This is a genomic window from Alcaligenes pakistanensis, from assembly GCF_014652815.1.
GTDB lineage: Bacteria > Pseudomonadota > Gammaproteobacteria > Burkholderiales > Burkholderiaceae_B > Alcaligenes > Alcaligenes pakistanensis.
The window spans coordinates 98,600-113,006 of the sequence record NZ_BMZN01000003.1; the positions used below are offsets into that span (position 1 = coordinate 98,600).

Annotated in this window: 12 protein-coding genes and 1 tRNA gene; 3 read left to right on the forward strand and 10 right to left on the reverse strand. The window is 55.0% G+C overall.

What is annotated here, in order from left to right:
• The first annotated feature begins 82 nt into the window (after window positions 1-82).
• A complete protein-coding gene (locus IE156_RS09765; protein ID WP_189392354.1) occupies window positions 83-1,570 on the forward strand; it encodes a chlorohydrolase family protein in 1,488 nt (495 codons plus the stop codon).
• Between the two features lie 29 nt (window positions 1,571-1,599).
• A complete protein-coding gene (locus IE156_RS09770; protein WP_189392355.1) occupies window positions 1,600-2,580 on the forward strand; it encodes a Bug family tripartite tricarboxylate transporter substrate binding protein in 981 nt (326 codons plus the stop codon).
• 28 nt (window positions 2,581-2,608) lie between these two features.
• Here IE156_RS09770 and IE156_RS09775 read toward each other — a convergent pair.
• The 10 genes from IE156_RS09775 to IE156_RS09820 form a co-directional block, all read right to left on the reverse strand.
• A tRNA-Val gene (locus IE156_RS09775) sits at window positions 2,609-2,683 on the reverse strand.
• A 68-nt stretch (window positions 2,684-2,751) separates the two neighbouring features.
• Window positions 2,752-3,399 carry an IclR family transcriptional regulator gene (locus IE156_RS09780; protein ID WP_229841199.1) on the reverse strand — a complete coding sequence of 216 codons (648 nt, stop codon included), beginning with the start codon at window positions 3,397-3,399 and terminating at the stop codon, window positions 2,752-2,754.
• An 89-nt stretch (window positions 3,400-3,488) separates the two neighbouring features.
• Window positions 3,489-4,778 carry a CaiB/BaiF CoA transferase family protein gene (locus tag IE156_RS09785; RefSeq protein WP_189392356.1) on the reverse strand — a complete coding sequence of 430 codons (1,290 nt, stop codon included), beginning with the start codon at window positions 4,776-4,778 and terminating at the stop codon, window positions 3,489-3,491.
• 76 nt (window positions 4,779-4,854) lie between these two features.
• The gene (locus IE156_RS09790) at window positions 4,855-6,117 is read right to left on the reverse strand and encodes an acyl-CoA dehydrogenase family protein (protein ID WP_189392357.1); all 1,263 of its coding nucleotides are present in this window, start codon (window positions 6,115-6,117) and stop codon (window positions 4,855-4,857) included.
• A 76-nt stretch (window positions 6,118-6,193) separates the two neighbouring features.
• Complete coding sequence (locus IE156_RS09795) at window positions 6,194-7,156, reverse strand: Bug family tripartite tricarboxylate transporter substrate binding protein (protein ID WP_189392358.1); 963 nt, start codon at window positions 7,154-7,156, stop codon at window positions 6,194-6,196.
• 179 nt (window positions 7,157-7,335) lie between these two features.
• Window positions 7,336-8,064: a DNA polymerase III subunit epsilon gene (gene dnaQ / locus IE156_RS09800; protein WP_189392359.1), complete on the reverse strand. Its 729-nt coding sequence runs from the start codon at window positions 8,062-8,064 to the stop codon at window positions 7,336-7,338.
• A gap of 90 nt (window positions 8,065-8,154) precedes the next feature.
• The gene (locus IE156_RS09805) at window positions 8,155-11,232 is read right to left on the reverse strand and encodes an efflux RND transporter permease subunit (RefSeq protein ID WP_189392360.1); all 3,078 of its coding nucleotides are present in this window, start codon (window positions 11,230-11,232) and stop codon (window positions 8,155-8,157) included.
• A 9-nt stretch (window positions 11,233-11,241) separates the two neighbouring features.
• Complete coding sequence (locus IE156_RS09810) at window positions 11,242-12,288, reverse strand: efflux RND transporter periplasmic adaptor subunit (protein WP_189392361.1); 1,047 nt, start codon at window positions 12,286-12,288, stop codon at window positions 11,242-11,244.
• 70 nt (window positions 12,289-12,358) lie between these two features.
• A complete protein-coding gene (rnhA, locus tag IE156_RS09815; protein WP_189392362.1) occupies window positions 12,359-12,811 on the reverse strand; it encodes a ribonuclease HI in 453 nt (150 codons plus the stop codon).
• Window positions 12,808-13,569, reverse strand: a complete 762-nt coding sequence (locus IE156_RS09820) for a class I SAM-dependent methyltransferase (RefSeq protein WP_189392363.1) — start codon at window positions 13,567-13,569, stop codon at window positions 12,808-12,810. Before IE156_RS09820 ends, rnhA begins: the two co-directional genes overlap by 4 nt.
• A 23-nt stretch (window positions 13,570-13,592) precedes the next feature.
• Here IE156_RS09820 and gloB point away from each other — a divergent pair, with 23 nt between their 5' ends.
• Entirely contained in the window at window positions 13,593-14,402 is an 810-nt protein-coding gene (gloB, locus tag IE156_RS09825) for a hydroxyacylglutathione hydrolase (protein WP_373296526.1), read from the forward strand.
• Window positions 14,403-14,407: the final 5 nt, after the last annotated feature.

Genomic DNA, 14,407 nt, shown 5'->3' on the forward strand with positions numbered 1-14,407 from the left:
AATCAATCATTCCAATACGGAATTGCCTGCTCTTACCCGCTCTCCGACACTGGTAGCGCACGTTTGCACCACAGGAGAGAACATGAAAACACTGATTAAGGCACGATGGCTGATTGCATTTCAAGACGGACGCCATTGCGTTATTGACCACGGCCAACTGGTCTACGAAGGCGAGCGCATCATCTACGTCGGGGCCAATTACGAGGGACCCACGGACCGTGTTATAGACGCCCCCGACAGTGTCTTGGCACCCGGTTTTATCGATACCCATGTCCATTCCGGACACCGCGCGCTGCACAAGCTATTGGCCGACGGTGGCCGCCCCGCCCTGTTTGGTCAGCCCTATATGGACGTCACCATTGCGCGTAAAGGCACCCAGATACGCGGCTATCCCAACTATCTGGACAAAGAACAAGCCGCCCAGGATCCCGGCATCACGCTGCATGCTGCCTTCACCGCTGCCGAGCTGCTGCGTAACGGTGTCACGACCTTTGTCGAGCTGGGCGGTCATGTGCTGGTGCAAGAAGCATTGTGGGCGCAATGCGAGGCGCTCGGTATCCGTGGATACCTGGGGCCAGGCTATGACAGTGGGCGCTGGCAGTCGGACGACAAGGGCCAGCTGGAACGCATCGCTTACCCCGATAAAGGCCAGCAACTATTTCAGGATGCCCTGGCATTTATTCACCGTGCTCAGGCCCATGAGTCTGATCTGGTGCACGGTATCCTGGTACCCCGCGAAATCGAAAACTGTAGTTTGGAACTACTTCGTCAAACAGTCAGCGCCGCCGATGAGTTCCAACTGCCCATGGCGACACACGCTGGCTACAACGTCATCGAATTTATGGAGACTGTGCGCGAGCATGGCATGACCCCCATCGAACTGCTGGACCATGTTGGCATGCTGCGTCCGACCCTGAACATCGGCCATGCCAACCTGATCTCCAATCACCCCAAGATGAACTACTCAGGGGGGGATGACTTAGGGCTGATGGGTCGCAAAAACGTGTCTATTTCGCACTGTCCCATCAATATCGTTCGCCGCGCGCGCACACTGGATAACTGGAAAGCCTATCGCAAGGCGGGGGTGAACATCACCATTGGCAGCGACACCTATCCGCGTGACATGTTCATGAACATGCGCACCGCCTCTTATCACGGCAAAGTCATGAGTCACGACCTGAGCACCGCCAGCGCGGCAGACGTCTTTGAAGCCGCCACACTGGCCGCCGCCCACTCTTTGGGGCGAGAAGATTTGGGTCGATTAGCAGTCAATGCCCGTGCCGATATGTCGCTGGTACGCATTGGACGCGGCGACGTGCTGCGCTATGGCCCCATCTGGGACCCGATCCGCAGCATGGTGGAGTGCGGCATCGGTGACGACGTCGATACGGTCATCTGCAACGGCAGAATCAGCATGCAAGATGGCGTTATTCCAGGGGTGGATTTAGCCGCCTTGCGTCGTCAGGTACAAGAATTTGCCGAGGATATCTGGCCTAGCCTTCAAGACTGGGACCCGCTTAAACGCACAGCCCAGGAGATGTGCCCTATCAGTCGTTGTACACACACATAAAAAAAACCCACTCCCCCAGGAGACAAACCATGATTAGAAAAATAACTCGTATCTTGATCAGTGCCGCCCTGCTGAGCGCCGTGCCGCTGACACAGGCACAAGAGGCTGATTTCCCACAAGGCCCAGTCCGCATTATTGTTCCCTACGGTGCTGGTGGCAGCGCCGACATTCTGGCCCGTGCAGTGAGTGACAGGCTGACCCAGCTTTGGGGGCAGACCGTTATCGTCGAGAACAAGCCTGGCGGCATTGGCACTATCGGGATCATGAGCGTCGTCAAATCCAAAGCGGATGGCTACACACTGGTTTCCGTGCCTGTGTCAGATTTGGCAGTAAACCCCCATCTCTACAAAAAACGCCCTTTTGATGTACTGCGAGATTTGGACCCGGTGAGCCAAGTAGGCTCTGTGCCCAACGTGCTGATCGTCAATCCAGCCTTGGGGGTGAAAACCACCGCCGATTTATTGGCACTGGCAAAAAAATCTGAGCAGACGCTAACGTATGGCTCCCCGGGTGTGGGTAGCCAAGCCCATCTGGCGGCAGAGGTCTTTGCCCGTAAATACGACCTCACCTTGACCCATATCCCTTACAACAGCGTATCGGCTGCCATCACCGATGTTGCGGGCGGGCATGTAGATCTGATGTTTGCCCAGCTACCCAGTGCCCTGGGCTTTATTCAAGGCAAAACAGTGTCCTTGCTAGGCATTGCGGCCCAACAACGCAGCCCCTTACTGCCAGAAGTACCTACCTTGACGGAGTCCACGGGCCAAGACTATGGCGACTTTATTTCATGGTCCGGTTTCATGGCCCCCGCCAGCACACCGATCGCCATACGCGAAAAAATTGCACGCGATATCCGCCACGTGATGGACACGACGGACTTAAAACAAGTTCTGGCTAGTTCAGGCACCCTGGGAATAGGCAGCACGCCCCAAGAACTGGCCACCACTATTCGCAACGATTACGAACACTATGGGCGCATCATTGCCGACCTGAACTTGGTCTTGGACTAATAAGAGGGGGGGAATGTGAAGCGAGGGATGGTGGGCGGTACAAGGTTCGAACTTGTGACTTCCACCGTGTGAAGGTGGCACTCTACCACTGAGTTAACCGCCCGAAGCGTGAAAGAGCTGCACGCTGCGAAGACCATAAGTATAAGATCTACCGACTTGTCCTGTCAATGCTCAGACAGGCCCGTAACCTAATATCTTACCCATGCGAGTCGCTTTCTCCTGGAGCTCTGCCACCAGCTCCTGGAGTACTCGCTCATCACTCATTTCAGCTCGTGGTGCTGACACCCCCAAGGACACCCACCGGCCCGACGTTTCAGGGATGGGAACCGCTACAGAGAACTGGTCCAACTCGGGGTAATGTCGCTCTGCCCACTGTCCTGGTTCTAGCGTCAAGGCATGAGCCAGAGCGCTGTCACCTGAAAGCACAGACCCTACACGCACATTACGTACCACTAATCGGCGGCGCTCTTGGGGCGCTGTTGCGCGGGCAATGATCAGTACTCCTTGCTCGTCCCGCTCACCAATGTTCGCAGCACCCGAATACTTTTCTGCCAGTTGTTGCAAGCTCTCCTGCACAAATTGATTAATGCCCAAGCTTTCCAAGGCGGCGAAACCAATTTCAAGTACTTTGCTCGTCAGCCTCCAGCGCTTATCGTCGCGCGCCACATAACCATCCTCTTCCAAGGTAGTCAGGAAACGCAATAAAGTCGGATGCGGCAGATCTGTCGCCTTGACCAGCTCAGCTAAAGTCGGCCGACCGTTCAAACGAAAAGACTGCAAAATATGAAAGCAACGCTGGATGGAACGATTAGTCTTCAAGGGGACAACCTCGGAACACAGGACATGACACAGATACGCCTGTGACTATAAGCGCTTTCATGTCCGGTATGAAGCCCAAGTAATCGACTTCACTCCTTGTGCACACATTCGGGGATTACACCTGCTTGTAAAGCCCCTTGCTCTAAAGCTGCATTCAAACGCTCGGACGGCCAGGCCAGAACGTCCAGACTGACCTGCCGAGTGTGCTGGCCCAACAAAGGAGCAGCTACGGCTTGGACTACGGGTGACTCAGCAAAACGCCAAGGGGAAGCCACATTAGGCACCCATCCCAAGGTGGGATGCGCCAGTCTCCCAACCATGCCGCGCTCCATCATCAAAGGGCTGTGCAAGGCAGCGCCAACTGTCTGTATCAAGCCAGCGGGCACCCCCGCACTGGCTAAGCGCTGTTGCCATAAGGACCAGGGCTGCGCTTGAAATAGAGTCTGCAAGACATTCGTTAGATGCTCTCTACCTTGCCGCCGTCCTGCCGAGTGCTGATACGCGGGATCAAATGCAATATCCGGCCGCTGTACAACCTGCTCGAATAAGCGCTGAAATATCGCCGTATTGCCGCAATGCAGAAAGAACTCGCCATCTGCACAGGAAAACACACCTGTGGGCGAGGTGTCCGGGCTGACATTTCCATGTCGCATCGGCTCCAATCCCGTACACAAGGTCTGCATCGCTGCGTAGCCTGTCATCCCGGCGGCCACATCACACATTGCCACCTCAACATACTGGCCTTGCCCGGTATGGCTACGATGCAGCAAGGCAGCCAAAACCGCATTGGAAGCCATCATGGCTGTTGCTATATCCATGACCGGAGATGCCGCTCGTACGCCCGGCCGGTCAGCATAGCCATTTTGAGAGGCAAAGCCTGACTCCCCTTGAATCACAGAGTCAAAACCAGAGCGGTGCGCCTGACTGCCTTGACGGCCATAGGCCGAAACAGAGCAATAAACCAGATTAGGCCGCACAGGCTGCAACGCCTCATAGCCCAAGCCCAATTTATCCATGACACCTGTCGAGTAATTCTCTATCAGCACATCCGCTTGCGCTAATAAATCCAATACCCACTGCTTGCCTTGCGGGTGTTTTAAATCTACTGCACAACTGAGCTTATTACGATTGGCCCAAAGATAGGCCGCACCATCCTGCCCAAAACCATCCGCATGAGGAGGGTAGTAGCGAAAATCATCTCCTTTGCCTGGCGGTTCAATCTTAATGACCGTTGCCCCCAAATCGGCAAGCATCATAGAGGCATACGCACCCGCTATGTAGTGAGTAAAGTCTGCAATCAACACTCCCTGTAACGGGGCAGGCCCCGTCCCCCGCCCTGTCTGAACCGGCAAGCTCTCTATATGCGCACTTGAAAACATAGGAATTCCCTTCAGTCGCTGACTCCACAGTTGGCCAGAAAGATCTGGCGCTTCGCAAAGCGCCAGATAAATGACCTTAGCGAGCGAACTCCTCCATCAACGGCCGCGGTGCGGCAGCAACCTCTGTGCCATAACCTTTAAGCATCTTCTTGGCAATTACATGACGCTGCATTTCCATGCTGCCATCCCAAATGCGTGGGCCACGCAGATCACGATAGAAACGTTCGATCGGTAACTTCTTGGAGTAGCCATAACCGCCATGAATTTGTAGCGCCTGATCTGCCACACGATTAGCCATCTCCATGCAATAGAGCTTCACCATGGAGCATTCCATATTCGCGTTCTCGCCCTTGTCGTAGCGTTTGGCCGTGTCCAAAGCCAATAAGCGTCCTAGATGAACCTCTGTTGCCATATCCGCAATCATGAACTGGATGGCTTGATGCTCTTTTAAGGCCTTGCCAAAGGTGCGTCGCTCACGCGCCCAGTCCACACTCATTGCCAATAGCAACTCGGCGCTATGTGTATGACGGGCACCGATCGTCAAACGAGAGTAGTCAATGGATTGCAAAGCGATTGAAAAACCAAAGCCAACTTCACCGCACACCATATCGGGCGACACCTCACAATCCTTAAAGAAAAGCTCCCCGGTAGGCGAGCCTGCGGCTCCCATGAATAACTGTTCCTCTCCATGACTTAAACCCGGATTGTCCTTATCAACTAAGAACGAAGTGATGCCGCCATGCACCCCTTTGCTTTCATCAGTGATCGCAAAAACAATGAAAAAATCAGCAATTGGCGCATTAGTGATGAAATGTTTTTTGCCATTAATGACCCATTTCCCATCACGCAGCTGCGCTCGTGTCTGGATTCCAGCCGCATCCGAACCCGCCGCAGGTTCGGTCAGACAAAAAGCAGCAATCAACTCTCCAGAAGCCAGACCACGCAAATACTTATCATGCTGCATGGGAGTGCCGTGATACAAAATCCCACGAGTGCCCAGCCCATTATTAATGTTCATCATGAGAGGAAATGCCACAGCAGTACGGCCGTAAGCCATGCAGATAAACAAATACTCAAGGCTGGTCAAACCATGTCCACCGTAAGACGTGGGCATAGTAAAACCGAAGTGCCCCATTTCTCGCATTCGTGCGAGCAGATCATCCGGGATACGATTGGTTCGCTCCACCTCCTCACTACGAGGCTCGCACTCCTGATCGATAAAATCGATCGCCTCCTCAAGTAAACGCATCGCCAAGGGTCGGCAGTTCGCTTGCCGTGCGTAGCCCAGCAAATCTTGTTTGGTTCGTGCGAGCGCACCCAGCTCAACTTTATTCGACATGTCTCTCTCCTTAAATAGAAAATCCCCTTGTGCCCCGCCGTAAAAGAAAATCCGGGCACGCCAGGGACAAATAGATTCACTGCAAGACGATTCCAGCTTCGGCAGTCACACGACGCCATTTTTCTTGTTCACTGGCCACGAAGGTCTTGAAGTCCTCGGGGGTACCCGACAAGTTCTGCCCACCAAGCTCAGCAATTTGCTTTTGTACTTGTGGATCGCTCATGACAGCGTCCAACTCTTTATAAAGACGCTGAACTCGGTCCTCAGGTGTAGCAGCGGGGACAAACACCCCTGTCCAACCAGTTACCTCGTAGCCCTTCACACCCAACTCCTGCATGGTGGGGACATCTGGCAGCTCAGGGACCCGATCCTTGGTAGTGACAGCTAAGGCTTTAATTTTTCCGCTCTTTATATGGGGCAAAGAGGCAGGCAAATTATCAAACATCATGGGGACATGGCCTGCGATCAGATCGGTGATCGCAGGCGCACTGCCTTTGTATGGCACATGCATCAAACGAGTCCCAACAGACAAAGCAAATAACTCGCCTGCGAGATGTGGGGACGTTGTCGCTCCTGGTGTTCCGTAAGGGATGGGGTCGCGTTGCCCTTCCTTGCTTATTTTTTCTAAGGTGTCCAGGCCCGCATTGGGATGCACAGTCATCACATTAGGAATCCCCATCATGATGCGCACCGGCCTAAGGTCCTTAAGCGGGTCATATGTCAGATCTTTATACAAACTGGGACTGACGGCGATCGGGCCGATATTCCCCATAATCAGGGTGTACCCGTCGCCGGGCTGGCGTGCTCCATATGCCGTTCCCACCACACCGCCCGCTCCCGTACGGTTTTCAATCACCACTGACTGCCCCAATCGCTCGCCCAAGCGGGGAGCGACAACACGCGCCAAGATATCGGTAGACCCGCCTGCGGGATAAGGCACGACCCAAACCAATGCCTTCGTAGGCCATGTTTGCGCCTGAGCCACTGGTGCAGCGGCCAAAACAGCCATAAACCCTATATTTAACAACCCATACTTCATGTTTGATCTCCTGAAGTACCACGGTAAGTATTATCTTTATATGTTCACTTAGTGAACTCAATGTTCTTTAAGTGGACAATTTAAGTATGGGGTAAAAAAATAAGCTTGTCTACTCTCCAATCGGTAGATAAAAAAAAGCGATGCCTAAGCATCGCTTTTTTATGTAGTACCTCCGGTTTTCATTCCGGGGCGTCAACCGTCAGCATCTCCCGCCACAACGGAGGTTTTTTATTCTGTTTTTCCAGCACGTCCATGTATTTTTCGTGCTCAGCCTGATCCGCTTCTGAGGCACGCAGAACTTTCAGCACACGGGTATCAAACTTACCCAGGCTCAAATCACTGCCGTCCCCGCCCTGCCCGTCAGACTCATCAAAGTCCATCAGCAAGCCGTCCTGGCCACGCGTCATGGCTAGCCAGACATCGGCCAGCAATTCCGAGTCCAGCAAAGCGCCGTGCAAGGTGCGGTGAGAGTTGGAAATGCCGTAGCGTTCGCACAAGGCATCCAGGGAGTTGCGCTTGCCAGGATGCAGTTCTCGCGCAACCAGCAAGGAGTCGGTAATGGTGTCGCAGTAGGTGGAGAACGGTTTCTTGCCTACTTTCTGCAGCTCTGAATCCAGGAAACGCGTATCAAAGGATGCGTTATGGATGATGACTTCTGCACCTTCCACAAAATCCAGTACCTGATCCACCACATCCTTGAAGCGCGGATGTTTGGACAGAAATTCGGTGGTCAAGCCATGAATGGCCAAAGCCTCGGGATCTGAATCCCGATCGGGGTTCAGATACAGATGCAGATGGCGGCCCGTCAATTTACGGTTGAACAGCTCGACCCCGCCCACCTCGACAATCCGGTGCCCCTCGCGCGGCTCCAGACCGGTGGTTTCAGTATCCAGAATAATTTGACGCATTCTCTTTCCCTACAAATTCAATCAAGGCCACGGCCTTCAACACGACAGCAGCATTATTGCCAGCCACCCTGGAGACAGCGGACCCGCCGTTTAGACAGACGCCTCGGGCTTATCAATCAGTTCCAGTTGCTTGTCTTGTCCCACCTTTTTACCGGCAATCAAGGTATAGGCCACCGGCACCACAAACAAGGTCAGCAAGGTGCCCAGGGACAAACCGCCCACCAGCACCCAACCAATTTGCTGACGGGATTCTGCCCCCGCCCCCGATGCGTAAGCCAGTGGCAAGACGCCCAGCACCATGGCACCCGTCGTCATCAAAATGGGACGCAAGCGCATCTCGCAAGCGCGTACCACGGCATTGTACAAACTGGCTCCAGCTTCGCGTTGCTGGGTGGCAAATTCCACAATCAAAATACCGTGCTTGGTAATCAGGCCGACCAGGGTAATCAAACCGATCTGACTATAAATCGACAAGGTCCCACCTGATAACCACAAAGCCAGTAACGCCCCCGTCATGGACAAAGGCACGGACAACATGATGATGAGCGGATTGCGCCAGCTTTCAAACTGCGCGGCCAGCACCAGATAAATAAAGGCCAGAGCCATCAGGAAAACCAGATAGATACTGCCTGAGGAGTCCCGGAACTCGCGCGACTGGCCATCCAGATCCGTCTGCACAGTTTCAGGCAACGTTCTGCGCGCCACCTCGTTCATGTGTTCCAGCACCTCGCCCAGCGCATAGCCGGGCGCCACCGAGGCTTCCACAATGACCGCCCGCAAGCGGTTGAAGTGGTTCAAGGATTGCGGCGACACGCTTTCCCGTACTTTCAGGAAGTTGGAGGCCTGCACCATGCCACCGTCTTGGGTGCGCACGTAAATATCCAGAATGTTTTGCGGGCTGGAACGGGCCTGCTTGTCCACCTGCACAATCACGTCGTATTGCTCGCCGTCGCTCTTGTAACGCGTCACCTGACGACCACCCAGCATAGATTCCAAGGTACGGCCTACGGCTTCTACTGAGACACCGGTGTCGGCCAGCTTGTCACGGTCTACATCAATACGGATTTCCGGCGTATTCAACCGTAAGTCGGTATCCACGTTCAACAAGCCCGGATAGTCTTTCAGCTCGGTCAGGAAATCGTCCACGATCTTGGCCAGCTCCGGATACGGAGCCTGACTCATGATCACAAACTCCACTGGCTTGGACGTAGCCCGCTGGCCCAGGGACGGCGGGTTGGTGGGGAAAGCGCGTGCACCGGGGATAGCCGAGAAATGCGGCTGCAATTCACGCGCAATAGATTGCTGATTACGCGTGCGCTCTTCCCAAGGTTTCAGACGCAGAATCGCAAAGGAATCCGTCACGGTCGGGAAACCAATCACAGACTGGTAGCCTTCTGTCTCTGGTATGCCACGATACAGCTCTTCGACCCGTTCCACATTGTGCAAGGTGTAGTCCAGCGTTGCCCCTTCGGGCGAGTTCACGATCCCGAAGATCACCCCGCGATCCTCGATGGGAGCCAGCTCGCTTTTGATCACAGTAAACAGCAGCCCACTGGAGGCGGCTACCGCCACCCCAATCAGCAGAACCAGAAAGCGCCAGCGCAAGGCACGGATCAACACGCGGCGATAGCCACGCGTCAGCCACACCAGAAAGTTTTCAATACCCTGGCTGACACGGCCCACTTTCGCTCCATGCGGGCGCAACATGCGCGAGCACATCATGGGAGTCAGGGTCAGCGCCACAAAACCGGACACCAGCACGGCGGCAGCCAAGGTCAACGCAAACTCAATAAATAGTCGTCCGGTACGGCCCGTGGCAAAAGCCAGTGGCGCGTACACCGCCACCAGCGTCAAGGTCATAGCAATAACGGCAAAGGCAATTTCACGTACGCCCAAAAAAGCCGCCTGCATGGCCGTCTTGCCTTCTTCTATATGGCGGTACACGTTCTCCAGCACCACAATCGCATCATCCACCACCAAACCAATGGCCAGCACCATAGCCAGCAAGGTCAAGGTATTGATGGAAAAGCCCAGCATATACATGATGGCGAACGCACCGATCAGGGAGATCGGGATCGTCACAATGGGGATCAGGCTGGCGCGGAAGCTGCGCAGGAAAAACACAATCACCAGCACCACCAGCAGGATCGCTTCAGCAATGGTGGTGTACACCGAGTCAATGGATTTCTGAATGAAGATAGAGCTGTCGTAAGAGACGGCCAGCTTCATATTGCCCGGCAAGCTCTCGTTGATGCGCTCGACTTCGGCACGCACGGACTTGGACAGATCCAGCGGGTTGGCGGTGGACTGTTTAGTTACACCAATATTCAGGCTGTTTTGACCGTTGAAACGGGCCAGGACCCGCTCTTCAGCTGGCCCGATACGCACATCAGCAATGTCGGAGATACGCACCGGATAACCAGCCACCTGACTGATGATGATGTTGCGAAACTCCTCAGGTGTTTCCAGATCGGTCGAGGACACCACAGAGAACTCGCGGGCGTCAGACTCTATCCGGCCCGCTGGAATCAGCACGTTCTGTTTGCGCAGCGCATCTTCCACATCCTGCACGGTAAGCTGATACGCCCCCAGGCGGGTACGGTCCAGGTCGATACGCATAGCGGGCAAGCGCTCGCCGAATACACGCACTTCCGCCGCGCCGGGCAAGACGGACAAGCGCGTCTTGATATAGCGGTTGATGTAGTCTGAGGCCTCCAGCATGCTGTAGTCGCCAGTGTCCACCCCTACATAGATAATCGGGGTGGAGTCCGCCTCCACCTTATTGATAATAGGTTCGTCCACCTCGTCGGGCAGAAAGCGCCGGGCTCGCGAGACCTTGTCACGTACGTCAGCGGCCGCTGCATCCGGGGCACGGTCCAGATTGAATTTAATATTGATCAGGCTGCGCTCGGAACGGCTGCGCGAAGTCATCACATTGACGCCTTCAATACCGGACAACTGGTCTTCCAAGGGCTTGGTGACCTGGGACTCGATCACCTCCGGTGAGGCCCCTTTATAGTTGGTGATGACGGACACCACCGGCTCATCAATCGCGGGATATTCGCGAACGGTCAGGCGTTCATAGGAAATGAAACCGACCAGCACAATCACCAAAGACAGAACCGTGGCAAAAACCGGGCGACGGATACATAAATCAGAAAGCACCATGATTCTGTCCTATTGCTGCGGCTGGGTTTGAACGTCGATCACTTCCTGAATATCGACGGGCACACCGTCACGGACTTTTTGCAGTCCGGCCACCAGCACATTGTCCCCGGCCTTCAGATCGCCAGTAACTTGTACCCAACCTTGCTCACGCACACCAATCTGTACCTGACGGCGCTCTGCCCGACCGTCTTTAACGATATAGATGTATTGATCCTGGCCCGACGGGGCCAGGGCGGTTTCAGGCACCATCAAGGCCTGATAACGCGACAGCTCCAAGCGCACCCGACTGAACAGACCGGGGCGCAACGCACCGTCTTCATTGGGCACTTGGGCGCGCAGCAATATAGAGCGGCCAGCGGCATCTACGGTCGGGCTAACCGCCAGCACCGTCCCTTTGCGCGTCTCACCCAGAAAGGCATCAAAGCGCAGTTCTACCGGCATACCTGTACGCACAGCACCCAGATACTGTTCGGGAATACGGAAATCTACGTTCAGGGTGGAGACGTCTTCCAACTGCACCAGGTCGGTGCCCGGCCCGACATAATCGCCCACCGACACATTACGTAGTCCGGTGACGCCGTCAAAAGGAGCGCGAATGCGGGTTTTATCCAGCTGCACGCGCGCCAACTGCACTTCGGCCTGTTGCACAGCCAAACGGCTGCCTGATTCATCTTTAGCCTGCTGGCTGATAAAGCCCTGACGGCTCAACTCCGACGAGCGCTTGTGTTGGCTACCGGCCAGATTCAAATTGGCCTGGGCCTGATTCAGCTGTGCCTGCGCCATCGCCGGGTCCAGCTGAATTAAAAGCTGGCCTTTTTTGACAGGTCGCCCTTCTTCAAAGCTGATGGCGGAAATGCGACCACTGACTTCTGGACGCAGCATCACGGACTCGCGGGCGACCAAGGTTCCTACCGCTGCCACATCCCGAATCAATTCACTTTGTCGCACTGGCAACACTTCTACCCGTGTTATGTCGGACTGCGCCCAACTTGGCGCACTACCTGCAAACAGCACGATGAATAAAGTAAGAAGTGTGTGGCGCAGCGTGGAAATCATGGGCGGCTTATCCTGACCGGCCAGGCCGGTAAAGCTGTCTGACAAAATATGACGAGTGGCTATAGTACTATCAGCCGGCTTGTAACTGCCGGGCTATTTCCACCCCTTGATTAGCCAGCTCATCAGCCCGTTCATTGCCGGGATCGCCCGCATGACCACGCACCCATAACCAGCTTAATTCATGTTGGGCAGCCAGCTTTTCCAGCTCCTGCCACAGGTCGGCATTCTTGACGGGTTTCTTGTCTGCCGTGCGCCAACCGCGTGCTTTCCAGCCGGGCAGCCATTCATTCATACCTTTTTGCACGTATTGCGAATCGGTATGCACGCGCACTTGGCAGGGACGTTTCAAGGCTTTTAGAGCCTCGATCACGGCCATCAGTTCCATACGGTTATTCGTGGTGTCGGGTTCACCACCACAAATGGTTTTTTCACGTCCGCCGTGACACAGCAACGCCCCCCAACCACCTAAACCCGGATTGCCTTTGCAGGCACCATCGGTCCAAATATCTACAACTTCAGTCATGTCTTGGTAATTCCTTCATCGGCAGCACGTCCTGCTACCACGATAGGCCGACGCAGTCGCCGACGGTTTTTCTTCCACTTCGGACCCACCATGCGCAAGCCGGGGGTACGCTTGACCGCGCTAATCATATAGACGGCCCCCGCAAAGCTCCACCAGCGTGCGCCACTTTGCTCCATCCAGGCCCAGCGATCCAGCCAGACCTGCTGACGGCACAAGGGCGCATAACAGCCCATTTGCGTGCTTTGCACATCGAAGGACAAAAGCTTTAACCAGTCGCGCAAACGCAAGGCAGACAACACATCGCCCGGCAAGGTTGGCGTCCCCCGTTCCAGGCCCGGAATCCAGTCATGGACACCCCATAGGCTCAAGGGGTTAAAGCCTGTCAGGATAATGCGCCCTTCGGGCACCAGCACGCGCTCGGCCTCACGCAAGACCTGGTGAGGATCGATGGCGCTTTCCAGCGTATGAGGCAAGATTAAAAGATCGATGCTTTGTGTATCAAAGGGCAGATGCTCGGGCTCGGCGTAAACCAGATTTTTCTGGCTGGCCGGCAGCACGCCAGTCTGGGCCGTACATACCTTGCAGGAGACCCGGCTATGCGCCAGCAGGTCCCAATGCGGCAATCCAATTTGTATGGCATGATACCCGAAGGCGTTGACCACCTCGGCATCGACCCGGGCTTGTTCCCAGGCTCGCACATATCGCCCCGGTACGGTTTCCAACCACTGGGCAAATTGATCATTCAAAGTCTGCTCCACTGGCGCTCTCTCCCTCTACCATGATGAATACATTTACCTGGCCTGCGCCAAGCGATGTTCGCCTGATTCCACTACCCGCCCTGAACGATAACTACATCTGGGCTTTGGCACGTAATGGTCATGCTCTGGTTGTGGATCCTGGCCAAGCCGCCCCGGTTCTGGATTGGCTGGCACGCGAGTCCTTACAACTGGATGCTATTTTACTGACACACCATCATGGTGACCATGTTGGTGGTGTCCTTGATATCCTGGCCCAGCACCCGGCCCGCGTGTGGGGCCCGGCCCACGAGCGTCTGCCCGCCTGTGACGTGCGTGTTGGCCAGTCTGACAAAGTCGAATTACCCACACTGGAACTGACTCTGGACGTACTGGATATCCCGGGCCATACCGCCGGACACGTTGCGTACTTTGGTCAAAATGAGGTAAAACAGCCCTTTGTTTTCTGTGGTGATACCTTGTTTGCTGCTGGTTGCGGACGCCTTTTTGAAGGCACCCCGGCACAAATGACGGATTCCCTGGGCAAGTTGGCAAAGCTGCCGTCTGACACCCTGATCTGCTGTGCGCATGAGTACACCTTATCCAATTTACGCTGGGCTTTGCAGGTAGAGCCGGACAATCCCCAACTGCAAGAGCGTTGGGAACAGGATAAGCTAAAACGCCAGCAAGACCTGCCTACGGTACCTTCTACCTTGAAAACAGAATTGGCTACCAATCCATTTCTGCGTTGCGAGACGACTGCTGTTAGCCAGGCTGCCGAGCACTATGCCGCCCGGTCCCTGAACAGCCCTGTCGAGGTATTTGCCAGCCTGCGCGACTGGAAAAACAATTTCTGAAGATT

Coding starts and splice junctions, on each gene's coding strand:
- IE156_RS09765 (WP_189392354.1), top strand. CDS start 83: ATGAAAACACTGATTAAGGCACGATGGCTGATTGCATTTCAAGACGGA.
- IE156_RS09770 (WP_189392355.1), top strand. CDS start 1,600: ATGATTAGAAAAATAACTCGTATCTTGATCAGTGCCGCCCTGCTGAGC.
- IE156_RS09785 (WP_189392356.1), bottom strand. CDS start 4,778: ATGTTTTCAAGTGCGCATATAGAGAGCTTGCCGGTTCAGACAGGGCGG.
- IE156_RS09790 (WP_189392357.1), bottom strand. CDS start 6,117: ATGTCGAATAAAGTTGAGCTGGGTGCGCTCGCACGAACCAAACAAGAT.
- IE156_RS09795 (WP_189392358.1), bottom strand. CDS start 7,156: ATGAAGTATGGGTTGTTAAATATAGGGTTTATGGCTGTTTTGGCCGCT.
- dnaQ (WP_189392359.1), bottom strand. CDS start 8,064: ATGCGTCAAATTATTCTGGATACTGAAACCACCGGTCTGGAGCCGCGC.
- IE156_RS09805 (WP_189392360.1), bottom strand. CDS start 11,232: ATGGTGCTTTCTGATTTATGTATCCGTCGCCCGGTTTTTGCCACGGTT.
- IE156_RS09810 (WP_189392361.1), bottom strand. CDS start 12,288: ATGATTTCCACGCTGCGCCACACACTTCTTACTTTATTCATCGTGCTG.
- rnhA (WP_189392362.1), bottom strand. CDS start 12,811: ATGACTGAAGTTGTAGATATTTGGACCGATGGTGCCTGCAAAGGCAAT.
- gloB (WP_373296526.1), top strand. CDS start 13,593: ATGAATACATTTACCTGGCCTGCGCCAAGCGATGTTCGCCTGATTCCA.